A 24,064-nucleotide genomic window follows, 5' to 3' on the forward strand; every position below is an offset into this window, starting at 1 on the left:
CCGTATTTAAACCTATTGCACATGGACACCACCTTCAGAACCGAACATGATTTTCTGGGAGAAAAAGAGATTCCTAACTCCGTGTATTATGGGGTGCAGACCCTGCGAGCCTTAGAGAATTTCAATATCACCGGCATCACCAACGCCTCAGAGCCTCTTTTCATTGTCGCCTTCGCCTACGTGAAAAAGGCTGCCGCCATGGCCAACCGCGACCTGGGCGTGCTGGATCCTACAATAGCGGAAGCCATCATGTTCGCCTGTGATGAATTGATTGCCGGCAAATACCGCGACCAGTTTGTAACCGACCTTATCCAGGGCGGGGCGGGTACCTCGGTGAACATGAACGCCAATGAGGTCATCGCCAACATTGGCTTGGAGTACCTGGGGCACCAGAAGGGGCAATATACCTTCCTGCACCCCAACAACCACGTCAACTGCTCCCAATCCACCAACGACACCTATCCTACGGCTATCATGATGGCCCTGCACCTGAAAGTGGATGTTTACCTGCAGGCCCTGGTTGCCCTTCAGGAGTCATTCCTGAAAAAGGCCGAGGAATTCAAAAACGTGCTGAAAATGGGCCGAACCCAGCTGCAGGATGCCGTTCCTATGACGCTGGGCCAGGAGTTTCAGGGGTTTGCCACCACCCTGGGAGATGACATCAAACACCTGCGGGAAGCCCAATCTAAGCTTACCGAATGTAACATGGGTGCCACCGCCATCGGGACCAGCATCAATGCCCCGGAAGGGTACCCCGAGCTTTGCACCAAATACCTGGCCCAGATCACCAAACTGCCCATCACCCTGGCCCCCGACCTGGTGGAAGCCACCTCAGACATGGGGGCTTACGTGCTGGTGTCGGCTATGTTGAAACGGAGCGCCATCAAGATCTCCAAGATATGCAATGACCTGCGCCTGCTTTCCTCGGGTCCGCGCACAGGCCTCAATGAAATCAAACTACCCCCAATGCAGCCCGGTTCTTCCATCATGCCGGGTAAGGTGAATCCCGTAATTCCGGAGGTAGTGAACCAGACCGCTTTTTATGTGGTAGGGGCGGATGTGACCATCACCATGGCCGCCGAGGCCGGGCAGTTGCAGTTGAATGTGATGGAGCCGGTCATCGCCTTTAGCCTGTTCACGTCCATGAACTACATGATCAACGCTATTAACACGCTTCGTCTCAAATGTATTGATGGGATTGAAGCCAACGTGGAGGTGTGCCGCGAAGAGGTTATGCGCAGCATAAGCATTGTCACCGCCCTGAACCCAATCCTGGGGTACGAGACTTCGGCCTCCATTGCCAAAGAAGCCTTGGCCACCGGCAAGTCTATCCATGCTATTGTGGTGCAGGAAAGGGGCCTGATCACTCAGGAGAAATGGGATGAAATCTATTCATTTGAAAACATGGTCAACCCCGTGTTCATCAATGTGTAGGGAAGCGCTGTTTTTGTTTTCTTTTTTGTAAAACAAGGCCAAAATAGGTAGAGGAATGGCCTCCGGTGGTCTTTAAGCTTAGATCAGGCATTCTACACTTCTTTTAGGCATTGAACAGAAGGTGGTTCCAAGCAAAGAAAGGAGTGGCGAAGAAGATAGGGGAGAAGATGGAGGTGAACGATTAAAGGACAGGTTCCAGAAGGAGGCAAGTGAGTTCCTTATTCGCCGAAGGGTTATCTCTGGCTCCATTCCTTTGTCATTAAAACTATAAGTTTAGATTTGGGAGAGTTGGGTATTTGTGAAGTTAAGATTCCCGGAGGAAACCTTAACTGGACTTGAAACTTTATCTTCCCTATGATCCTTATGGGAAAGAACATTCAGTTTGACAGCCTTACATGTTAGAACATTCGCTATTCCGGAAACTTCCTCCTTGGGTTCAGGCCGAACTGCTCACGCAAAAAGGCGAAGCCCTGGCGTTGCGGCATTTCAATGGATGGTCTATCACCCTGCATCCGTATGAAAATACGTTCGTGGAGGTTTGGGCAAAATTTGGGGTAGAGGTAGTGGGAACCTTCCATCAGGCTGTCTCCTACATGGACGTCATAGAGCCTTACCTCGCTGTCATGCCGGTGCCCGAAGGGACTTAGAATTTTAGATCTTACCCTAAACAGAACAGCCGTTGAGATTACGTATCTCAACGGCTGTTCTGTTTAGGGCAATGTTGAAGGAAATGGAGGGTACAGGTAATTAAAAGCCCCTTGCTTGAAGAAGCAAGGGGCATTTAATAGGAGGGCTGGAAGGTTATTGTCTCATAACGCGCAGGGTTTTCACCTTGTTGCTAGTGGACAATCTGATGATGTATACCCCCACGTTTGATGTTCTGGCATTCCAGGTAGCAGTGATGGTTTCACTGGATCCTGCCTTGCCTTTTTGCAGGTGTTTCACCAACGCGCCCTTCATGTCATACACATCCAGGCTGTACTCCTCATTCTGGGTTACGCTGAATTCAACGGTAGCTTCGTCTGTGAGGGGGTTAGGGTAGGAAGTTAGTTTGGGCTCGGCTTTTGCTGCTTTCTCCGGAGCAGTGGCGATCACAGCTTTAGACGTGGTAGCTACAGGGGTGGTTGGGGTGGAGCAAGCCATGGTTCCTCCTCCTTCCACAAACACTTTGCTGGTGGCATTCACTTGTTGTTTTACGGTGTTGCTTCCGGTCCAATTGCTGGAGAACCAGATACCGCCCGCTTTCCTGAACAAGGTAATGGCTACCTGCTGATCGCAATTCCTCTGATAAGCTTCCATCTGGAAAGTGGAACCTCCCTCAATTGCCACAATGGATAAGTCATCCAGTTGTTCCACAATATTGGCTTTGGCACTGAAGTTTCCAGTAGCTGAACCATCTGGGGCTTTGGTTATATTCAAAGTTGCAATGGCATTGGTGGTGATCAGGTACGTGTGCAATTTGCTATCTAAGGTTCCGTCTGGCTTATAGTAGCTGCGGATCATTACCTTCGCTTTCCCCTTGGGAGAAGTGCCCGACTTGGTGTATTGGATATCAAACTGGTAGTCCGTGTTCATGCCTTCCTGTCCTTTGAGGTACCCATTGGAATTTTTATTCGTCATCTGGCTTCCGCCCACAATGAACCCACCCGGTACTGGTTTTGACACGGTGATGATGGCTTGCGCAGTGCTAGGCTGGTTGGTGTAGGCGCCACTTACCCCCACGGCCACCTGGTAATCCATAGCGTTATTGGATCCTATGTCAAACTGGACAGTGGCAGTGGCAAAGCCCACCGACCCATCATTCACATCTACCAAGCCTACCGGCAAGTCTTTGGCACTAGGGATAGGCGTTAACGTGGTACCATTCACGTAATAGAAAGTAACTTTTGCGGCCCTTAAATCACCAGTGGGAGTGTTCACATCCTTAAGTGAGGCAATAAGGGTAACTGTTGCTTTACTGGAAGTGCTGCTAGTGGTCCAGGCAAAAACATCTCCGGTATAGAAACCTGCATTGACATCCCTGGCAGAGGCATCTCTTGGGGTTACTGTTAGGGCCTTGCTACCATTGCTACCTGAATAATTGCTGTTGGTGGCAGAAAAGGTGGCAGTTAGGTTGTAGTTGCTAGGTAATTCAGCCACCTGCTTTATCAAGGTTGCTTGAACGGAACCATCTGAAGAACCAGGAACTGGAACAACGGCTACCGTACCATAAATGACGCTCCCAATTTTGAATTCAACGGAACCGGTTAAGGCACTGCCTGTATTCAAAGGGGTGATCTTAGCGGTCATGGTCAGGTTATCCATGAATCTTACTTGACCGGCGCTGGTAACCAAAGTGGTGGTAGTGCTGGCTTTTGTAATTTGGGCGGTGGTAGAGGTGGTAGGGTTAGGTAAAGTATAGTTACCAGCATCTGCTCCCCCAGTGATAGCTATGCCATTGATAACTACTGCTTTATTCGTGCCTACTGTTGGGTCAGAGAAGGAGGCTGAAGCATACCCTATATTCAAGGCATCACCGGCCACTCTGTTGTCATTAAGTGTGGCAGTAGCGGTGGTAGTACCATCATACACTTTGTCCTTTCCTGTTGCATTTACCATCAGGTCACGGGTGGTAATAGTGGCTGTAGTGGTAGCTATTGAAGTTAAGCTGTAGTTCCCTACACCAGTTCCTGCCAGAGAAGCACCCGTTAAGGTTACGGTTTTATTATTGGCAACATTCTTATCACTGAAAGCAGCGGAGCCCCCGGTTAAGCTAACCGAAGCTGCATCAGTCGGTATCACGCCATTCAAGGACCGTCCTGTAACCATTGCATTGGCTAAACCATCATACACTTTGTCGGAAGCCGTGAAGGAGCCGCTGATAAGTTTGGCTGTAATTGCTCCGGAGGCAGCAATGCTAGCCATGCTATAATTCGCCGCAAGCCCTCCTTCCGTGCCATTGGCTAGTACATAAGAGATGGAAGTAGCTTTGGCAGCACCTACATTGGCATTTTCGAAGTTGGCAGCAACAGGGGTGATCACCAATGTCTCTGAATTTACCAATCCTGTTACTACCCCCAAGGACACGGTGCCTGTGGCAGCGGAACCATCATATACCTTTGAAGCAACAGTGGAGGAGGCTGTCAAGGCTTTCTGGTTGATAGTTGCTGAAGTAGAAGCGGTGGCATTGGCCAGATAGTTGCCGGCATCGTCACCTGATTTGCTTACGGTAGCGGATATTCCTTTGGCCGTTCCTGCGTTTTTGTCATTGAATAAGCCATTGGAGGCACTTACCGTTACTTTGTCGCCAGTAACCAATCCGTTGGTAATGGAAGCTGATACTACGGCACTCGCGTTACCGTCGTACACTTTATCTTGTGCAGAAATACTGATGACAAGGTCCTTCGAAGTGATGTCCGCCAAGGCAGTGGCCACTGAGGTTAGCCTGTAATTGGCGGCCTGAACTCCAGCCAGAGCTGCGCCAGACAAGGTCACCGTCTTTCCGCTGGCCACGTTCTTGTCTGAGAAGGCAGCTGTGCCGCCAGATAAAGTGACTGCGTCAGTTCCTTCCACGCCCACCAGTTGCCGGTTGCTAGCAGCCGCATTTGTATTACCGTCATACACTTTGGTTGCAGATGCGAACGTGCCTGTAATGTCTTTGGCGGTGATGTTGGCAGTGGCTGTGTTTACGGCAGCCAGGGTGTAGTTGCCCGCGGCAGCGCCAGCCAGGGCGGCTCCAGTCAAGGTCACCGTCTTGCCGGTGCCCACATTCTTGTCAGCGAAGGCGGCCGTGCCCCCTGTCAGGGTCACCGCGTCTGATCCTACCAGGCCCCCCAGGCTGCGGGCGGTCACGGTGGCGTCAGCGGTACCGTCATAGGTTTTGCTGGCCGCCAAGAAGGAACCCGTTACTTCCTTGGCAGTGATAGCGAACTTGTTACCGCCGCCCAGGAGGCTCAGGCTGTAATTAGTTCCGGCAGTTAGAGAACCTAGGGTATAGGCGTATTGGCCCACTCCGGCTCCGGCTTCGCGCGCTAAATTTCCAGAGAAGCTATTGCCAGTAAGTAGAGACTCGCTTGCGGTGTAAGTGAAGGTGGGATCAGCAGCTCCGTACACCTTCGTTTGGCCAGCGATGGGCGTTACCGTAATGGCTTTCGGGGTGATGTTGGCCGTAGTGGTAGCGGTGGCAGTGGCCAGCCTGTAGTTACCTGCGGCTGGGCCGGTTAAGGTAAGGCCTGTTGCTGTCACTGTCTTGCCGTTTCCGGCTGCCGCCGAGGCAAAAGAAGCCGTGCCACTGGTGCCCAGACTCACGTTGCTGGCGTCAGCAGACAGCACCCCAGCCAATGCACGGGTTAGGACGACGGCAGTAGCGTTACCATCGTACTCTTTGTTGTCTGCCGTGAAGGAGGCGGATACCTCCTTAGCGGTGATGGCGAAAGTTGCCAGGGGGGAAGCATTGGTCAGGTTCAGGCTATAGTTGATACCAGCCGACAGGGAGCCTAGAGTATAGGCATAGGTCCCCACGTTGTTTCCGGGCTCACGGCCCAGAGCACCCGACAGGGTAATTCCAGCTAGTGGCTGCTCACTCAAGGTGTAAGTGAAGGCTTGATCCTCTTCGCCATAGACTTTGGTCAGAGCGTTCGGCACTACCGTTACCTGCTTGGCGGTGATTTCCCCCGAGGCAGCCAGAGGAGCCATGCTGTAGTTGGCAGCAAGGCCTCCATTGGTCCCATTAGCCAGTGTGTAACTGATGGATGTGGCTTTGGTAGTACCCACGTTGGCGTCTACGTAGTTGCTGGCTGTAGGAATAATGGCCAGGGTCTCAGAGTCCACTAGCCCCGAAACGGTACCCAGGGTAACTGAGCCGGCAGCGGCGGAGCCGTTGTAGACTTTAGAGGCTACCGTGGAGGCAGCCGTCAAGGACTTAGCGCCAATGCTGGCGGAAGTCGAATTCACTGTGGCAAGGCGGTAGTTGCCAGCCGCAGCCCCGGCTAAGGTGGCATCAGAAAGAGTCACTGTTTTAGCCTCTCCCACATTCTTGTCAGCGAAGGTGGCCGTTCCTCCGTTCAGAGTAACTGCGTCAGAGCCAATTACGCCTATTAGTTGGCGGTTGGTGGCAGCTGCGTCCGGGTTGCCGTCATATATTTTGTTAGCCGAAGCGAAAGTTCCGGTGATGTCTTTGGCGGTGATGGCAAACTTGTTACTGCCGTCTAAGCTCAGGCTGTAGTTGGTTCCAGCGGACAAATTCCCCAGGGAGTAGGAGTAAGTATTCACGTCCTCCCCAGGTGTGCGTGCCAGCTTAGTAGTTCCGAAGGCGCTTTCGCCCAGACCGGCATTGTTGCCAAAAGTAAATGTAGGTTCTGGTGTTCCGTAAACTTTGCTTTGATTGGGAATCGGGGTCACCAGCACCGGTTTTGGGTTTATTTCCCCTGTGGTAGCAAAAGGTGCCATGGCGTAATTAGAGGCTTTTCCACCATTTGCACCATCTGCCAGGATATAGGTAATGGTAGTGGCTTTTGCACTTCCCACGTTGGCATCACTGAAATTACTTGCCTGGGGCGTAATGGTTAACGTTTCAGTCCCCACCATACCTGTTACCGCTCCCAGGGAAACTGTGCCCGGAGCAGGAGAGCCGTTGTACTCTTTTGAAGCTACTAAGGAAGTAGCTCTTAGGTTTTGAGGTGTGACTATTAAATCAGCAGCATCACTTGTTGTTGTTTGAGAAGGTGTACAAGCAGATAACACCACTCTATACTTCCTTCCACTCATTTCAACTCCTGGCTTGGCCAAAGTCAATGTGGAAGTAGTTACTCCAGAATAAATGTCATTATTAGAAATGTTTGACCAAACAATTGGCGATCCAGTACCTACTTGCCACTGATAGGATTCTACTCCCGTGGCATTTATCGTGAATGTTGCGTTATCACCATACGTCTTTGCCTGATGTACAGGTTGGCCGCTTGTTAATGTGGTTATGGTTGGGGCATTACAAAGGTTACTTATAATAAAAGGATTACTTAAAGCATTAGTTAACGACGGTGATCCTGTAACTGAAGCTGTTAAATTATAGGAGCCAGCAGGGGAAACCGTGATATTATTAAATGTTGCCAAACCACTTGAACTAGTGGAAACAGATGTTGTTCCGCCTAAAGCGCCAGAATTATTTATTGTTAATCCAACAGTTCTAGTGCCAGAAACTGAATTGCCAAATTGGTCTTGAACCTGAGTTGTTAGAGCAGGTGAAATAGCTACACCAGTATGTGCATTGCTTGGCTGCTGAACAAATGCTAATTTTGATGGTACACCTGCAGTTTGCGTAATTGAGGCTAAACTTGTAGGAGAAGTAGCACCTGCTATACTTCCATTAAAAGACAATGTAATGGTACCAGTATTCGGAATAGTATTCCCATTTACAGGTCTAATATTAACATTATTGATGATAATTATGTCGCTTGTACTAGTACCAATGACTTTAACCGGAATAGTTATTGTTCTTGGAGTATAACTTATAGTTCCAAAACTTGTTATATCACTACTAGTTCCCGAAGCAGAAACACCACTTTGCTGAAACTCCCAACCGTTTTGTGCCGTCAATACTAATTGAGTAACGTTGGTACTGATATTGCCTCTATTTCCATTACCAGGTCCCTCAGAAATACGAACGCTACCATTAGCTGTAGTCCCGATTAAAGTATAAGCTGGTGTAACGGCATCTGCTGCTTTGTCTGCAGAAATATTGAGACTTATTGGGAGTGATGAATTCCCACCTACAGAAAGTGCTACATCATCAGTAAAATGGGTTAATGCCAGATAGCCCGTTTGCTTTCCAACCACAGAGACATCAAACGCAACACCCAAATGCCTTAACTCAATTGGATATTCTATTCTCCAATTGCCCATTGCATCCACTACCACCCCATGGAAATCATGCTGATGCTCTAGGTGATAAGCCGGAGTTTCTTCAAAATGTACATCAACCTGCGTGTCTTTCGTCCAGCCGGTGCCGGTAATGATTGCCACTTCACCAGGAGCATAATCATCTTTATCTGATTTGACTGTAGGCACTGGCAGCCCAGCAGCTGCGTAGGCATTTGTTTGGGCGAAAGCACCTCCTGAAAGGAAGAGACTAAAGAACAGGAAGAGCAGGAGGCCATTACGTCTGCTTTGAGTCCAGGAGAATGGTAGTAGAGTTTCATTCATAATATGTAGCGTTGATTAGGTGAGAAGTCTTAGAAGGGAATTTTATGTTATGCAAATTTAATTTTACCAATAAAAAATATAGGTATTATTCGATGAAGTGTTGATTTAACTAGTTGAATAATAGTATTCAAAGGATAAGTATAACTTATGTGGTATAAATTCTTTTTGATTTTGTAAATCATTCAACCACTGACTATTAGGAATCATTAATCTCCTCCTGGAAGTCACAAAGAAGAAAGAGGAAATGAAAAGGCTGGGAGGAAAAGTAAACCTTGAGGGTGATCAGGAAAAGCAAAGCTTTACTGATGGGAGGTGAACCAGGTAAAATGTCTCTTAAACTCTGGGTTTTTACCGCTTTCAAAATATGCATCCTTTGGCCTCCCAATATTTCTATCCTGACAGGTCTGGGAGGAATTTTTACAATTCCTTTCTATATAAACCTACCACCTGCGGTAGTGGCGCCACCTCCATTTTTTTAGAATTAGGAAAAATGCTTAAGTATTTATTCCGTGGTTTGTGAAACTCTACTATAGCGCTGCCTGTTTAAGAAGAGCAAGCAAGAGGAACAGTTCCTACCCTCCAAGATTTTAATGACCTTAGATAGGTATCTTTAGAGGTTCACTTCTTTTCACCTATTCGCTTTCCTGGTCTTTGCCTACCATTATTGGCAAGAACTGGATGATCATCTGTCCTCATGGAGTTCTTTTTTAACAAAAGGAGGGTAAACAAGTTGCTTATTTTTTGATTCATGTAATTGCAGAGGTTGAGGCCTGGAATTCCACAGTCATTGATAACCCATTGCTTTTCATCCCTCAATCAATTCCGCATTCATGTCACAAAAAGTAAAATTCATCAATAAAAACCAGTCAGCTTTCTTTGCGACTGTCCGGCAGCGGGTAGAAACCTCTTTCAAAGAAAAGGGGCTTTCAAAAAATGGCAACGGCGCCATGTGGGGGAAAACCGCCTTCTTTGTCCTAGGCTTCTTTTCTCTGTACTTGCTCATTTTGTCGGGGTGGTTTGGTGCTTGGGCCATGCTGGGCTTGACCTTGGCCCTGGGGGCTTTTGCGGCCTTTATTGGCTTTAACGTTTGCCATGACGCCATTCATGGATCCTTCTCCCAGCATGCACGCGTCAATAAAGGCTTGAGTTTCCTTTTCCACTTGGTGGGCGCCAACCCTTACGTATGGAACATCACGCACAACATTGTTCACCACACCTACACCAACATACCGGGCCATGATGAGGACATTGAGGTGGCGCCTGGCCTTATCAGGTTAGATGCGAGCGAAAAGGTGAATGGTATTCAGCGGTACCAGCACTTGTACGCCTTTTGGTTGTATGGACTAGCCTCGCTTTCCTGGGTTCTCAGAAAAGATTACATCAAGTTCTTCAAAAAGAATATTGGTCAGCATACCGCCCAACACCCAAGAATAGAATACTTCAACCTGTTCTTTTACAAGATCCTGCACTACGTGATTTTCATTGCCATTCCCTTAGTGGTGTTGAACCTGACGTGGTGGCAAGCTGCCCTGGGGTTCCTGGTGATGCACATGGCAGAGGGCATGGTGATGGGCTTGGTCTTCCAATTGGCCCACGTGGTAGAAGGAACAGATTTTCCGGTGCCAAATGAACAAGGTAACGTGGAAGAGGCCTGGGCCGAGCACCAAATGCGCACCACGGCAAATTTTGCCCCTACCAGCGCCCTAGCTAGTTTCTTCTTAGGCGGGTTGAACCGACAAATTGAACACCACCTTTTTCCCAAAGTTTGTCATATTCACTACCCTGCTATTGCGGTGATTGTGCGGCAAACGGCCCAAGAGTTTAACTTGCCTTATATTGAAAGCCCTACCTTTGTCTCCGCCATCCAGTCCCATTACCGCATGCTAAAAAAGCTAGGTAAAGAAGCCTATCACCTTCAAGCCCAGGAAGAGGAGAGTCAAAACAGCAAAAGACTTTTCGCTGCCTGAGCCGGGAGTGAACAAAAGGAAAAAAGCGTGGACACTTACGCGTCATTCAAAAACTTGATTTTGTAGAAGTATCCAAGGTCACCCTCCTGAGGTGGCCATTAATTGATCCGTTTTAACCCTTCCCAACACCAGTGCCTCCTGTTTAGGGCTTGTTTTAGGAAAACAAGCCCTAAACAGGAGGCACTGGTGTTTTTCACCTACAAAGATCAAAGAGCAAGGGGAAGCCGCTTAATAAAGGGTAATTCAAAGAGTTGGCACTACCAGGCAACCTGAAAGGCGGATGCTTTCTAAAATAGGGGAGATGTCTTTCTCAAAGGCATTTCCCGCAGGCTTCCGACAGAAGGGGCAAGCATGGAGTTGGCCATCAGTGTCAACATAGACATGGCGGTCCGCAGAAGCGGCACAACCGGCCCTTCGGCGTTGCAGGTCATAATACACCACCATGGGTAGGTGATGGTAGGCGGGGTTGTAATTCAAGTTGGTGTAAAAATTCTCCAGTAGTTTCTGCTGCTCTACCGGTAACCCCACCGCTTGCCCGGCATAATGCCCTACGGACCTAGGTTCAAGCACTTGAATAAAAGCGGCTCCTAAACGGCTGGCTAACTGAGCGTACTCCATCAGGTTTTCTTCCGTCACAAAAGATTTGGTGGCACACAAGGAGAAAGCAACCACTAACTCAGCCTGAGAAGCATGATAGGCAGCTTTTTCCACCCATTCATAGGCAGTGTCAAATTTCCGGAACAGATTGTGAAGAACGGGATCTACGTGGTCCAGGCTGATGGTTACGCCAGTCAGGCCCGCTTTCTTCAATGCCTTGGCACTCTCCAAAGTAAAAAGGTGACCTGAGGTAAGCACCCAGAAATCAGTGGTGGGCTGCGCCGCTTGTAATACCGAGAGCAGGGCAGGCACCCTGAGCATAGGTTCACCTCCTGAGAACTGTAGTTGCCCTACTCCCTGTTTCTGGAAATTGTGCACCATCTGTTGCAGGTTCTCCACGGTGAGTTTCTCCTTTCCGTTCAGGGCCTCCCACTCAAAGCAATGGTCACACCGGAGGGCGCATTTCTTGGTGATAGCGATAATGACGTTCTTTAAAACAAAAGGCTTGTTTTGGAAAGGAAGGATCCGGTTGAGTTCAGCCAGGTGATAATCATCAAAGGCGGAAGATGGCCAGCCCGGCGTATTGTATTCATAGTAGTAGCGACCGCCTACCTTGGCCACCTTCTTCAAGGCGGAATCCCCTAAGTACCGGCGCCTAGTCTTGATCAGGGTGCGCATGGCCTTGAAGGCTTTAATAGGGTGTTGGATTTGACCCAGGATAAGCAAAAACAAATGCCACCTAATCCGGCTGATGGCTAAAAAGCTTTGATACCGGTTAAGAATGACAGGTTTTACCAAAGGTTTCTTCGCTGGTTTTCCCCCTGCCGGATTTAAGTCTAAGGCTTCCTGCTTTGAAGATGCTGCTGGAGAAAGAATATCACTGGGCATGGGCGGTCATGAAAGATTGGTAGTTATTCTCTTGCGCGAACTGCACATACTTCTGACGGGAAAACTCTATGAAATGCCCTGGCTTTTCAAACGCCCGCAGGGAAACCAGGTTGGGGAGGCCAGTATACTCTCTGATGTGCTCATAATACCCTCTGGTATGCAGGAAAGCAGTCTGTACCTGGTCTTTGGGCTTCTGAGGAAGGGCAAAGGTGAGTTCAACGGCGTCGCCCACGTTGAATTGCCGCAGATAAACCTGGTCTGTGGCCACTAAAAGGGGCCGCATGTTTTGGCCTGAACCTTCAAAAGCGCTGGCCGCGGCTATTTTCTGCACCTCCAGGGGGAGAAGGGAGGTGAAATCCATGCCTGCCTGGTCTATCTGCCAGAACATGAACCCGCAGGAGAGCCGTACCTGCACCTGTTCCTGGGCGTGGTGGGCCGGTAGGGGAATAACCAGATCACGGCCAGCCAAGGGCCCCACCGGAGGTATCTTTTCCACCACCTGCCAACCCGTAGGGGTGTTGACTTCTACCAGAAGCGGGATTCCCTGTTCCTGCTGCCACCGGTAAAGCTCCGCCGCTGGTACGTCTTTCTGCTTTTCGGCCCAGCGGTTGTAGATGCCCCCAAATTGCTTTGTGAATTCCCCGTACAGGTAATCCATCCACAGGGTGTTCTGGGCGTGCAGCACCAGTTTGGCTTCCTTGGCCCCCGCCGGCTTTGGGAACCGGAGCACCAGGGAATTCAGGTTCACCTGGTGGTTGCTGGCTGACCAGACCGCTGAGTCCTGGGCCTGTAGTTCCGGCGTGAAATCTGCCCCCCCAGTGGCCACGGCTGAAACCGGGGGAAGGATCTCTTGCAGGGCGTGGGCTTTCCCTTGCTGATCTAGCAGCACCTTGACATGGGGGGCATGTTGTACCACCAGGAGTTGAGCTAGGTTGGTGTACTGGCGCTCTTTCAGTTCATTGGTGATCTTTACCTGCACCTTGGATTCCTGTGCCGCGCTTAAGGGTAAGGGCATATAATCATCCCGCTCCAGCGGCGAAAAGATGGCTCCACCGTAGGTTTCCCCCACAAACTGGTAGCTGTTGCCGTTTTTCACATACACAAAAGGACAAGAGCTTTTGAGCAACGTTGCTATCACGGCCACAAGGGCAAAGGCCACCGCCAGTCCGCCAATACCGCCCAGCACGTACGAGGCAACGGTGGCACCTGTGTCTTTATCGGCGATATCAATCCGTTTCAGGGAGGAGACCGGAATCACTACCTGTTCGTTGGCCAAGGCCATCTCATTGACGTGAAGGTGCACCACATGCAGGGCCACGCCTTTGCTCTGGTTCTTGTATCGTATAGAGGAATTAGGCTTCACGTTGACAAAAGAAAGTAAATCCTCTGGTACGCTTTTGACCTTGCCTGTAAGGGTATTTTCCTGTACGGTTAACCCCGTCAATTCCCAGGCATTGGTACCCTGGTGCAGGATAAACCGCTTGTAATTGGGCAAACTGGCTACTTTCTCCGCTGACAACTCTTTTTCCTGCTTCAGCCGGTAATAGTTGCAACCCGTGGCCAAAGGCAGAAAAGCGAGTAACACCAGCCAGGAAATGGCCTGTTTCACCTCTGAAAACCGGAAAACCCCTAAAAACCAAGACGGAGAGTGATTGAATGCTTTCATATATCAGGAGGCTAAAACCGAAACCCTACGTGGATGTTGCCGGGTAAGAACACTCTGTTCCTCTCAAAGAGGTAGGGATCCTCATCTGGGGTCCGGAAGAACCGGTACCCCAACCCTAAATCTGCCCCCACCAGAAACAACTTTGACAAATGGAAATAGGCTCCGCTTTTTAGCGCCAGGCTGACCATGGAGGCATCTGCTTTTTGGGGCTCAGGCTGCATAGGCCGGTAGTCATAGTAATAGACGGAATAAGACCGGTAGTGGAAGGCTGGGGTAATAAAGTACCTGAACCTTCCCTGACCGCTGGGGTAGAAATTCAGCTCCAGGCCAATGCCAAAGATCTCATTCTCCCGGAACGAGTTGTCATAAAAGTCACTGTTTGTCCCCATGTCTATAATGAGGGGAACTTTGACCCCAAGTTTCCCGGAAGAAGAGATCCGTTCATAGGAGAAAGAGAAGTTGCTGAAGATCAGATCCAGCGGATAGAAAGCCAGGATATTCTTCCTGAAATGCGTTTCATAGTCAAAGGGAAGATCCTGGGTAGAGGTGCCGGTTGGGGTGGCGGCGGGGGAGAAGGTCTTCACTGATCCGTCTGCCATCTGAATAGTCTGGATATCCCTTGGGCTGATCTGGTACAGGAGAGAGTCTGACGCCCCAAACAGCCGGAAGCGCACCAGAGTAGGGCTGATCTCCAGCACTGTGGCCTTGAGAATTACCCCATCGGAGCGGGTAATGATATCCTGCCCACGTGCGACCATGGTGAACAGTAAAAGACAAAACACCAAAACCACACCTTTTCCCATCGGCGGAACGGTTTAAGAAGTACAGGGGGATCAATGCTTCTAATGTAGCTATAAAATATCTAATTAAAAATATATCTTTTATAGGATGTTTTGCCAAAAGTAGGCCTTAAACACAAACCAAATCCATAGACCACCATTGGAAACAGCAGTAAGGAAGGTGGAGGCAAAGTTTGGTGGAAGAGTCGTGTGGAAGGGAGGCAGGAAGGGTAAAATAGTCCAGTTTCTTCTGGGAGAAGGCTGGGAAGGAGGGAGGAGCTTTTTATTGAGCAAGATAATCAGCTCGGGTTTCAGGGGCAATTTTAAAAAAATACCTCTGAAACCCGAGCCTACCCAAACCCCAGGAGCAAAGGCAAATGGGCGGGCTTTTTATCTAAAGAGTGAGAAGAGGTAGGGAATTGGGTAGGCGGCTACTAATTATTCAAGCAGCTTATTTGGTGGAGTGTTTCGCTTTTTCCAGTACCTCTGCAATGGCGGAGAAATTCCGTTTTTTAGCATGCTGCAGGGCAGTGACTCCGTCATTGTCTGGGATATTGACATTGCATCCGGCGTCTACCAAGGTCTGTACGATGGTGACATAGATCTTGCTGCCATCGCCTAGCACCACAGCCTCCATCAAAGCTGTCCAGCCCAGACGGTTCACGTGGTCTATGGGAAACCCCGGGGTGTGAGCCAATACTTTCACCACCGAAATATGGCCCCTTTCGCAGGCGGGGATAAGGGCCGTTCCGTGGTACCGATTGAAGACGTCAAACCGGGCCCCATTGGCCAGAAACAGCTTCACCAGATCTGTGTAGCCTGCCGCACCCGCATATAGGAAAGGACTATCCTGGATATTATCCTGCTGGTTTACGTCTGCGCCATGGGCCACCAGCAATTGCACCATCTTCAGTTGGTTGGTTTGGGTAGCAAGAAGCAGAAGCGATTTCCCGTCTTCATCTTGGGTGTTGACCGGTGCGCCTTTTTCCAAGGCCGCAGCTACGGCCTCTACCTGCTTGTTTTTGACGGCGTCAATGATGGAAACTTGAGCGGAAGGAGTTTTCATGAAGGCTTCTGGAGAACTGGGATGAACAAACATAAGGAGTAGGATAAATAGGAACTGGTACATGGTAAAAGGCATCACTTTCTATCGTTTCTTTAGATTAACATGCTGCCCAAGTAGATTGGGGGCCCCGTAGGTAGGCCTGGGAAAACTGCCAACAAAGGTACTCTGGATAAGGCGGAGGGCTCTTATGTCCGGGTTTCTTAGGGCTATACCACAAAGGTAAAGGCCCAGCGGCTGGAAAACATTGACTTAAAGCAACACTTTCAAGGCCTGGGACTTAATCTGTTGAGCGTGTAAGGAAAAATGGCTGGCAATTGATCCTGGGTTGGTAGAAATGAATACTTGGAAAGCCGCTGGTGCCAGATCACCGGTTGTTCTTTTTACCAAACCTACCTCCCGAAGGGCTTCTATCCTTCAAGCAGCCAAAGGCCAAAGAAAACCTTTTGGGTGGAGTTAGTTAGTGTTGTTCCTCTTCCAGGATTATTCATTATTACCTTGTCTTGACGAGTATCCACTGGTTTCACTCTTCTGCCAAAGGTTTGTGTTCGCCTCTAGTCCCGGTAAAGCCTGGGTTAAACCTAGACGGTTTCCTGGCTCTTTTTTATAAAGGAGTTTCCTTTGATCTTATTCCCTCTATATTTGTTGAAATCAACCCCTAAGGCTATGGAAATCAAAGTTATACTCTCGTGCGTTTCGGCCTTCCTTTTGGCCATAGGTAATGTTAGCGCGCAGGAAAGGGTGCCTGATCAAAAGGGATATGTGCTGGAACAAGAAGCGCAGATCGCTAAAAAGCAACCGGGTCCGCATAATGGGGGCGGAGAAACCGTGGCCTACAGTTTCTTTGAGGGAGTTCCTGGTTTTACTACTGCTTTTCGGAAAAGGGTCCTGAAACCGGGTGCTGCCATTGGGTATCATTTGCAGAAGGAAGATGAGGTGTACTACATTCTGAGCGGCACCGGCCAAATGCAGATGAACGGTAAAACCTTTCCTGTTAAACCCGGCGATGCCATTTTAACCCGACCAGGGAGTTCTCACGGACTAGCCCCAGACAAAGACACGGATTTAACGGTGCTTATTGTGTACCAGAAAAAATGAGACCGTGGGAGCTACCCAACGGTTTATGGTCCATTTTTGAGATCCTGCACGCAAAAGCTTTCCAAGGAAAAAGACAAGTGAACCGGACTTTAAAAAGGTAAACCTGCTCTTGGTCAGTTAGATTATTCTGCCCTTCTAAATTAGAAACAACAGGAGAGAGCAGAGTGAGAGGCGTTTCCGCCGCGAAATAAGTAAAAGTGCCTCATCCTGCTTTGGAAGCTCCTGATTTTATCCTGAGTATGCCAATGGTTAAGGTAATCCTCTTCCTTCCTGGGTACTGTCATTTAACTTATTACCTTCTGTTTTTAGTGGTTATTTAGAAAAAGAATCTGGTATTGAAGCCTAGCGCAGGAAGCACTTTATAAGTTAATCACTGGGTTGGGCTGTGAAAAACTTAATATATTGGCGCATTCCTTACCAGCTTCTATGGCAAACAACCCATTTTGCAGTAAGTTGCCTATTGCTTTTCACCCTTACCAGAGTTCCATGAACATGCTCAAAGTAACCCCGGGGCATCTTGATACCACCCCGGATATTTTACAGACCAAACAGCACTTTGTCATCTTAGATGGATTAAGGGGAGTAGCAGCTTTGGCCGTAGTGATTTTCCATTTCATGGAATGGATTTACCCAGATTCCAGCAAAAACTTTATTGGGCATGGCTTCTTAGCCGTGGACTTCTTTTTCTGCTTGTCGGGGTTTGTTATTGGGTACGCTTACAACGACCGACTGGGTAAGATGGGGGTTCTGGAGTTCTTTAAAGCCAGGTTGATAAGGCTTCACCCTTTGGTGGTGCTGGGCTCGGTACTGGGGCTGTTGGCTTTTCTCTTTGATCCGTTCGCCGCTTACACAGAAGAGTATGGCACGGGTAAACTTTTGCTGGTGTTTCTTTGCTCCCTCTTTCTTATCCCCTTACCAGTCATGAAAGACAGGGCCTTCAACCTGTTCAGTCTTAATGCCCTTTCGTGGTCCTTGTTTTGGGAATACATTGCCAATATAGTGTATGCCTTGGTTCTGTACAGACTCTCGCGTCGTCATTTGGCGGTATTGACTACCTTGGCCGCGGTGGCCCTTTGCCTGGTTAGTTTTAGGGCCGGAAACCTATTGGGTGGCTGGTCGGGAGAGACTTTCTGGGACGGCTGCGCCAGGGTTTCCTACTCCTTCTCAGCTGGGCTCCTGATTTACCGTTCTAATTGGGTGATCAAAAACAGACTTGGTTTCCTTGGGCTGGCAGTCTTGCTGTCGCTGGCATTTGTCATGCCCCATTTTAAGTTTAACTGGGTGGCAGAGGCGTTGGTTGTCCTGTTCTATTTCCCCTTGCTGGTGGCCTTGGGTGCCGGTTCCAGTTTGGCACCAGGCTTAAAAAAACTCTGTGTTTTCTCCGGAAATATCTCATACCCCCTCTACATGACCCATTACGCCTTTATCTGGATGTTTGGTAACTATTTCACCAAGTACAAACCCGAAGCCGCAGAATTGTTCCTTATCGTTTCCCTCGGAACTATTCTTTTGTTAGGCGTAGCTTATTTAGTTATGGTAGTGTATGATCTCCCTGTCAGGAAATACCTGAACCGCAAAAGGCAACAGCCGCAGGGTTAGGAGCCTTTAATAAGGGATAGCCGGGCTTGCCGTGCTGAACCGCAAGAAGTGCTTGAGGAAACAGAGCCACAGGAATAGAACTCCCATCTAGATTGGCTTTCGCTATTCATAAAAAGGATTCTAAGTCTTCACACCAGCAAGCCTTGTGAAGTGCCTACTGCTGAGCTTCACAGGCTCCACCCCGGTTACCCACTCTCTATGTTAATCTAAAAATGCTCCATCCCTATTTTTCAAAAACTGTACTAGCCCGCCAAAGGTAGGGGGTACCAGCTGCCGGATTGGTGGTTTCACCATGCAAGGTATCCCTGGGTTTTTCAGCCTATAAAACAATCCTCCAGACAATGAATCTCTCAAAGTATAAATTCTCCATACCTGCTATTCCGGCAGTGCTACTGGCTATGGTCAGCGTGCAGGGCGGGGCCTCGGTGGCCAAGCACCTCTTCCCGTATTTGGGGGCCAGCGGTACAGCTTCACTTCGTATTGGGTTTTCGGCCCTTATCTTAATGGCGGTTTTCAGGACCAACCTTTTTCAATTGAATAGAAAACAATGGCTGTACTGCCTGGCCTATGGCACCTGCCTGGGGGCCATGAACCTGGTCTTTTACTTTGCCATCAAACGCATCCCGCTGGGGCTGGGAGTTACCCTGGAGTTCACCGGACCCTTGGTGCTGGCGCTGTTAAGCTCTAGGAAACTGCTGGATTTACTCTGGGTGCTGCTGGCGTGCCTGGGCATAGTACTTATTGCCCCCTGGCAGAACGACAACGTAGACGTACTAGGTGTGGCCCTTGCCTTGTTGGCGGGTGCTTTTTGGGCAGGTTACATTGTGTTGGGCGGGAAGGTTTCCAAACTCATGGTAGGGGGAGATGCTGTAGCCGTGGGAATGATTTTCGCCACCGCCTTCGTCCTGCCCTTCGGGATTTTCAGCGGTGGCCTGGTGGCCGTGAACGGTTCCCTGCTGTTGATTGGCGTAGCAGTGGCCCTATTGACCAGTGCTATCCCGTTCACGCTGGAAATGGGGGCGCTTAGGCAGCTTTCCCCCAAGACCTTCGGTATTCTGATGAGCTTGCACCCGGCGTTTGGTGCCCTTTCTGGTTTGCTTTTCCTGGAGGAGTACCTGAGCCTTACGCAATGGCTGTCCATTATCTGTGTCATCATGGCAAGCCTGGGAGCTACTTATTTTTCCAAAAAGGAACAGTAATCAGGAACTGCTTTCATCCACCGTCTATACCTATGTAGTTTGCTACCAATAACTCTGGCGTAAATTACTTTAGAACTGAAGTTTACCCACCGTTACTGATTGGTTCAGGAATAAGCCGGGTCAATACCTTTCATGGTGGAATTCCAAACTTCCAGGCCTCACTGATGGCTATTGCCGGCACAACATCCCCCTTATAATTTGGACTCGCTGCTCGTCTAATTCCGAGGAATTGCTGCGTGGTGCGAGTCCATTTAGCGGAAGGCCTATCTTTTGTTTATAATAGGCCGTCTGTTGCTTTGCCGGCAAGTCTAGGGGAGTAGGGGCTGAATAGGGTCTTGAGCAAAAAAGCCGCTCCATTTGCATGAAGCGGCTTTTGAAGTAGTCCGTAGGATAGAATTATCGAACATTATCCAAAATGATTTGGTGGCTGTGAGTAATTATCTGGAGGTAGGGGAGGAGTGGTAGAGCTCATTTCATTAGTTATATAGGTGTTGTTTATCATAACAGTTGTTATAAGCGGCACTAGTTAGAAAGGCATCTTCGCAAGTGGCTGGAGGGAAGGGGAAACAAAGCTTTTTCAGCTCAAAGCAGAGAAACTTCCCAGGGCTGGCAGTATGCGGCTGGGAGCATACGGAACGTCTCCCGTGCCAGTATAAGGAAAAGGACGGGATAAGAGCCCTCCCCACGCCATTTACGCTGCGCCACTCTTTTGCCATGCACCTACTGGTGCAGTGCATGGATCTGCACTACATCCAGGCGGTGCTAGAGGAGTAGGTCCATTAAATCAATAAGATCTATACCCACATCTGTTGGTAGACAAAGGCTATCTTTATGCTTATCCTGTTATATTCTCGGCTCCTCAAACATATCTCCATCACTTACAAAAATTTTGGCCCTGGAATAGTTGCCTGTGTTGTCCTTTATAAATTCAATATGTGCATTGCCATCCAGCACGAAAAGGTTTTTTGAAATATGTGCCAGTTCAGTGACCTTATCTGCAATCTTACAATAAAGCTTATTGCCATCGCGGTAGATGACCAGCGGTCCATAGGTTCCTGTTAATTGATCAAATTGATCTAAGGGGAGAGTGAGAAGGTCATTGTTTACGTAAAGTGCATTTATCAGGTATTCCAGTTTTTGTCTCTCTTTCTCATTTTTTGCTGTTGTTTGACGGTCTCTGAATACAAGCTCTTGTGCTTTTAAAAGGGCCTTTGTGGCTTCAATTTTAAAATCAGGGATTACACCCGTTCCTTCCCAGTCGGTTTGGGTAACAGAATTTAGTGATCGTGCAAATGGGATTGAGATGATAAAGCCCTGTCCTACAGAAAAAGGCTTCGTTGGATGCGCACCACCGCCAGTTACTTCTCCTACAAGGATTGCCCGTTTAGCATGTTGCATCGCATAACTAAAATCCTCAGCGGCTGAAAAAGTCTTTTTGCTGGTTAAAATATAGATTGGCATGGATAAAGTTAAACCATCTGTTTTAGCGGGGTCAGCATAATAAAAGGTGGTGTCTCTATTGGAGCGGTTTACCAAATCGTTCATACGGGTCTTTTCTTTAAAAAAGTAACTTTCTAACTGGCTTACCATACCAGGATAACCACCTCGATTTTCCCTTAAATCAATAATGATAGCACTGGTATTTGCTAAAAATCCCAGTGCTGATGCTATAATTGGTTTCGCCTCTTCTACATGTTCAACAAATCCGTTCAAGGGAAGATAGCCAATATTACCTGGCAATAGTTCTACTTTCTTAAACAGATAGTTGTTCTCTTTCCAGAACGCTTTTGATTGCATAATTTCTTCTTCTGTAGGCTCAATTTTGCCCTGGAGTCGGTCCGTTAAGCCAGGATTGAATTCAACAAGCATATGAGGATCACGGTGTATTTTATAAATGTCAGCTTGTATTTGTTTAGCCAACTTATGAGGATCGTTTGAAAAGGATGAATAGGCTTTATTTTTTGTCTGAATTTGAAGAAACTTTATGATCTTTTGAGCCTTGTCAGGAAATACATAATGATTGTCTAAGCTTAAGTTTATCGATTTAATAAGGCGGTCAACTTTTACGGATTGAGTATTGGAGGCTTGTCCATTGCATAAGTAAGAGGTGCAAAACATTAGCAATAGACTTAAAAAGAATGGTGTGGAGCTTTTCATGCAATAAATAAATAAATAAGGTGAGAATGGTTGTTGCAAAAACATTTCGTTAATCGGTCAAGCAGATACAACTGGCCGGAAAATGGCCGGTGTCACTGTTGTCATTTTAAATTGATATGATTCAAAATTGAAGACTGCATTAAACTCCGGAAATTCCATTATTCAGCCAGTCGGATATACTATTTTAATAAGTCAATTTAATGGATGAATTAAATTTGAATAGTTAAACAGGTATTTGATATAACATAGAAGTGTTAGCTGCTTTCTTTGAGGTATATTTGACTTTGGGTATAAAACAGCAGCTCTACAATTCAGGATATAAAGGCGCTTAAGATTAGGCTGAAATCTTTCCTTCATGTACTAGTATGGACCTCTTTGTGCTTATTTGTTTGGCATACCGTCAATACGATAAGCCCTTTCAGAAAACAGGACGGAAGTATATACCTTCCACTATTCTGGAGTACCGGTCTGAGTATGGTACTGCTTTATTTGAATGGTTTGTATTTGATTCCCTGGTTTATAAAGGTATAGTTTTCTAAAGAAAATACATTTTTTGGGTGATCTTTTTATTTATCACCATTGTCTTTTTTAAACTCAGTTTTTCACCCGCTATACAGCCTCCCGCTTTTTTAACTGAAAAAGAACCTTTTTTGTCAGAACTCGAAATAAGCACTCGGAGTAAGGCAGTTATCCTCTCCTTATCCATCGGCTATGGGTTAACCAGGCAGGGATTAAAAATTAGGAGCGTCAACAACACTTAATTCAGGACGATCTTAAAACCCAATTAAAATACTTGAAAGCACAGATCAGTTCGCATTTTATATTTAATACCTTAATTATGGTTTTTGCTTCAGCAACTAAGAGTAATGAAGTGGTAACTGCCGATATTATTGAAGAGTTTTCAGGTCTTATGCGCTACGTGTTATAAGAGAGCAATGAGGATAAGGTCTTTCTTGAAAAAGAGATTCGTTATATTGATAACTCAATGAACCTTCAGCTGCAACGCTTATCACCTGAATTAGCAGGTCAGGTAAATTACCAGGTAGAAGGAGATTGGCAGAACCGTAAAATAGCTCCTATGATTCTTATTCCATTTATTGATAATGTTTTTAAGCATGGGATTATCCTTAGTCAAAGATCAGATATTTCCATATCCATATTTTTAAAGGATAATATTTTGACGCAGGAAACTAAAAACGTTAAATCCGATTATTTATAATAAAGCGATTTAAGTCAATCTTGACATAGGAGAGCAGGGCAAGATAGATCGGACCTAGTTATAAGAATACTTCGGCTCTTTGATTACTGTTTTATTACTTGATACCTTTATCCTGTAGGAAATTCTTAATAATAGAAGCTGCCTTCAAGTAATGTTCTTCTAACACAAAGTGCCCTCCATTCAATAAGCTGATTTGTGCATCTTTAATATCCTTTTTAAAAGCTGTTGCACCTGCCGCGGTGAATAGTTTGTCGTTTTTACCTGAAATCACCAGTGTAGCTGGTTCATGCTCTCTGAAGTAAGCATGCCAAAATTCATAAAGCTGGAAGTTGCTGCCGTAATTTCTAAACAAAGCAAGCTGAATAGCATCGTTGCCAGGTCTATCCAGGTAATATTGATCTGTGATAAAGCTATCAGGATTTATTCTGGAATCATCTTCTGCACCATCTGTGTATTGCCATTTTGTGGCCTCAAGGGTAAGGAAGCTTCTAGCCGCCTTTTCTGTCTCACCGCTTGGGTTTAGAATGTAAGCGGCTAACGGAGCCAAGGCTTCTCCTAATCCCTCATGGTAGGCATTTGCATTTTGAACTATGAGTGCCTGAATGAGCTCGGGGCGTTGTGAAGCAATTCTAAGGCCGACAGGACCCCCATAATCCTGCATATAAAGACTGAGCTTTCTTAAACCTAGCGCATCTATAAAGCGATTAATGGTAGTAGCGAGGTTATCAAAAGTATAGGTGTACTCCTTGAGGGTGGGTGCACTACTCTGGCCAAAGCCGGGATAGTCCGGGGCGATGAGGTAATAACTGTCAGACAGGTTTTTCATCAGGTCATTATACATGCGAGATGAAGAAGGAAACCCATGTAGCAGCAGGATAGCCGGCTTGCTTTTGTCACCTGCCTCCCGGTAAAAAATTTCCAGCCCGTTGATTTCAATCGTTTTGAAAAATAAACTTCCTTGTTCCATAGTGTTTTCTTATTTGAATGAATAGTATTATTGAATCTGTTCTGTGATACCTTGATGATTACTACTCGGCTTCATGATAGCCTTTGTTTAAGAGATGGCACATTAATCTGTTTGACATCATTCCAACCGCTCCTGGCAGGAGCATAGAGGAAAGAGTTTTAATTTGTATCCCTAACCATTCCACTGCCTAGATTTACTTTAATTTGCACCCCTTCTTTCCAATCGTCTTCCTAGGTCGCCGATCAATATCACCGA

General features: G+C 47.5%; 16 protein-coding genes. 9 read left to right on the plus strand and 7 right to left on the minus strand.

Translation table 11 applies throughout. From position 1 onward, the window contains the following. The first annotated feature begins 21 nt into the window (after nucleotides 1–21). Both aspA and FOE74_RS15615 read left to right on the plus strand, forming a co-directional pair. Nucleotides 22–1,434, plus strand: a complete 1,413-nt coding sequence (gene aspA / locus FOE74_RS15610; RefSeq protein WP_149099552.1) for an aspartate ammonia-lyase — start codon at nucleotides 22–24, stop codon at nucleotides 1,432–1,434. A gap of 395 nt (nucleotides 1,435–1,829) precedes the next feature. After that, nucleotides 1,830–2,081 carry a hypothetical protein gene (locus FOE74_RS15615; protein ID WP_149099553.1) on the plus strand — a complete coding sequence of 84 codons (252 nt, stop codon included), beginning with the start codon at nucleotides 1,830–1,832 and terminating at the stop codon, nucleotides 2,079–2,081. A gap of 154 nt (nucleotides 2,082–2,235) precedes the next feature. Here the strand turns inward: FOE74_RS15615 and FOE74_RS15620 are convergent, their stop codons facing one another. After that, complete coding sequence (locus FOE74_RS15620; protein ID WP_149099554.1) at nucleotides 2,236–8,610, minus strand: YDG domain-containing protein; 6,375 nt, start codon at nucleotides 8,608–8,610, stop codon at nucleotides 2,236–2,238. An 830-nt stretch (nucleotides 8,611–9,440) separates the two neighbouring features. On the opposite strand from FOE74_RS15620, the gene FOE74_RS15625 reads away from it, so the two are divergent. Beyond that, nucleotides 9,441–10,577, plus strand: a complete 1,137-nt coding sequence (locus FOE74_RS15625; RefSeq protein WP_149099555.1) for a fatty acid desaturase family protein — start codon at nucleotides 9,441–9,443, stop codon at nucleotides 10,575–10,577. Nucleotides 10,578–10,820: 243 nt separating this feature from the next. On the opposite strand, the gene FOE74_RS15630 is transcribed toward FOE74_RS15625, so the two are convergent. The 3 genes from FOE74_RS15630 to FOE74_RS15640 all read right to left on the minus strand — a co-directional run bounded on the left by FOE74_RS15630 (nucleotide 10,821) and on the right by FOE74_RS15640 (nucleotide 14,486). After that, a complete protein-coding gene (locus FOE74_RS15630) occupies nucleotides 10,821–11,852 on the minus strand; it encodes a radical SAM protein (RefSeq protein WP_188686835.1) in 1,032 nt (343 codons plus the stop codon). Between the two features lie 199 nt (nucleotides 11,853–12,051). Next, nucleotides 12,052–13,728, minus strand: a complete 1,677-nt coding sequence (locus tag FOE74_RS15635; RefSeq protein ID WP_149099557.1) for a hypothetical protein — start codon at nucleotides 13,726–13,728, stop codon at nucleotides 12,052–12,054. Nucleotides 13,729–13,739: 11 nt separating this feature from the next. Then, nucleotides 13,740–14,486, minus strand: a complete 747-nt coding sequence (locus FOE74_RS15640; RefSeq protein WP_149099558.1) for a hypothetical protein — start codon at nucleotides 14,484–14,486, stop codon at nucleotides 13,740–13,742. A 181-nt stretch (nucleotides 14,487–14,667) separates the two neighbouring features. Here FOE74_RS15640 and FOE74_RS15645 point away from each other — a divergent pair, with 181 nt between their 5' ends. Then, nucleotides 14,668–14,922 carry a hypothetical protein gene (locus FOE74_RS15645; RefSeq protein WP_149099559.1) on the plus strand — a complete coding sequence of 85 codons (255 nt, stop codon included), beginning with the start codon at nucleotides 14,668–14,670 and terminating at the stop codon, nucleotides 14,920–14,922. 36 nt (nucleotides 14,923–14,958) lie between these two features. Here the strand turns inward: FOE74_RS15645 and FOE74_RS15650 are convergent, their stop codons facing one another. Further along, on the minus strand, nucleotides 14,959–15,573 hold the full coding sequence (locus FOE74_RS15650; RefSeq protein WP_225840843.1) for an ankyrin repeat domain-containing protein: 615 nt from the start codon (nucleotides 15,571–15,573) through the stop codon (nucleotides 14,959–14,961). A gap of 663 nt (nucleotides 15,574–16,236) precedes the next feature. On the opposite strand from FOE74_RS15650, the gene FOE74_RS15655 reads away from it, so the two are divergent. The 3 genes from FOE74_RS15655 to FOE74_RS15665 all read left to right on the plus strand — a co-directional run bounded on the left by FOE74_RS15655 (nucleotide 16,237) and on the right by FOE74_RS15665 (nucleotide 19,466). After that, complete coding sequence (locus tag FOE74_RS15655; protein WP_149099560.1) at nucleotides 16,237–16,668, plus strand: cupin domain-containing protein; 432 nt, start codon at nucleotides 16,237–16,239, stop codon at nucleotides 16,666–16,668. A 486-nt stretch (nucleotides 16,669–17,154) separates the two neighbouring features. Continuing rightward, nucleotides 17,155–18,267: an acyltransferase family protein gene (locus FOE74_RS15660; RefSeq protein ID WP_225840844.1), complete on the plus strand. Its 1,113-nt coding sequence runs from the start codon at nucleotides 17,155–17,157 to the stop codon at nucleotides 18,265–18,267. Nucleotides 18,268–18,608: 341 nt separating this feature from the next. Next, nucleotides 18,609–19,466 (plus strand): EamA family transporter, encoded by an 858-nt coding sequence (locus tag FOE74_RS15665; protein ID WP_149099561.1) that lies wholly within the window; start codon nucleotides 18,609–18,611, stop codon nucleotides 19,464–19,466. Between the two features lie 843 nt (nucleotides 19,467–20,309). Here the strand turns inward: FOE74_RS15665 and FOE74_RS15675 are convergent. Beyond that, nucleotides 20,310–21,668: a S41 family peptidase gene (locus tag FOE74_RS15675; RefSeq protein ID WP_149099563.1), complete on the minus strand. Its 1,359-nt coding sequence runs from the start codon at nucleotides 21,666–21,668 to the stop codon at nucleotides 20,310–20,312. A 715-nt stretch (nucleotides 21,669–22,383) separates the two neighbouring features. Here FOE74_RS15675 and FOE74_RS21745 point away from each other — a divergent pair. Continuing rightward, nucleotides 22,384–22,551, plus strand: a complete 168-nt coding sequence (locus FOE74_RS21745; RefSeq protein ID WP_149099643.1) for a histidine kinase — start codon at nucleotides 22,384–22,386, stop codon at nucleotides 22,549–22,551. 57 nt (nucleotides 22,552–22,608) lie between these two features. Beyond that, on the plus strand, nucleotides 22,609–22,842 hold the full coding sequence (locus FOE74_RS15685) for a hypothetical protein (RefSeq protein WP_149099564.1): 234 nt from the start codon (nucleotides 22,609–22,611) through the stop codon (nucleotides 22,840–22,842). 94 nt (nucleotides 22,843–22,936) lie between these two features. Here FOE74_RS15685 and FOE74_RS15690 read toward each other — a convergent pair whose 3' ends face one another. After that, a complete protein-coding gene (locus FOE74_RS15690) occupies nucleotides 22,937–23,809 on the minus strand; it encodes an alpha/beta fold hydrolase (protein ID WP_149099565.1) in 873 nt (290 codons plus the stop codon). Between the last annotated feature and the right edge of the window lie 255 nt (nucleotides 23,810–24,064).

The sequence above is a fragment of the Rufibacter glacialis genome (assembly GCF_008271745.1).
In the GTDB taxonomy this organism is placed as follows: domain Bacteria; phylum Bacteroidota; class Bacteroidia; order Cytophagales; family Hymenobacteraceae; genus Nibribacter; species Nibribacter glacialis.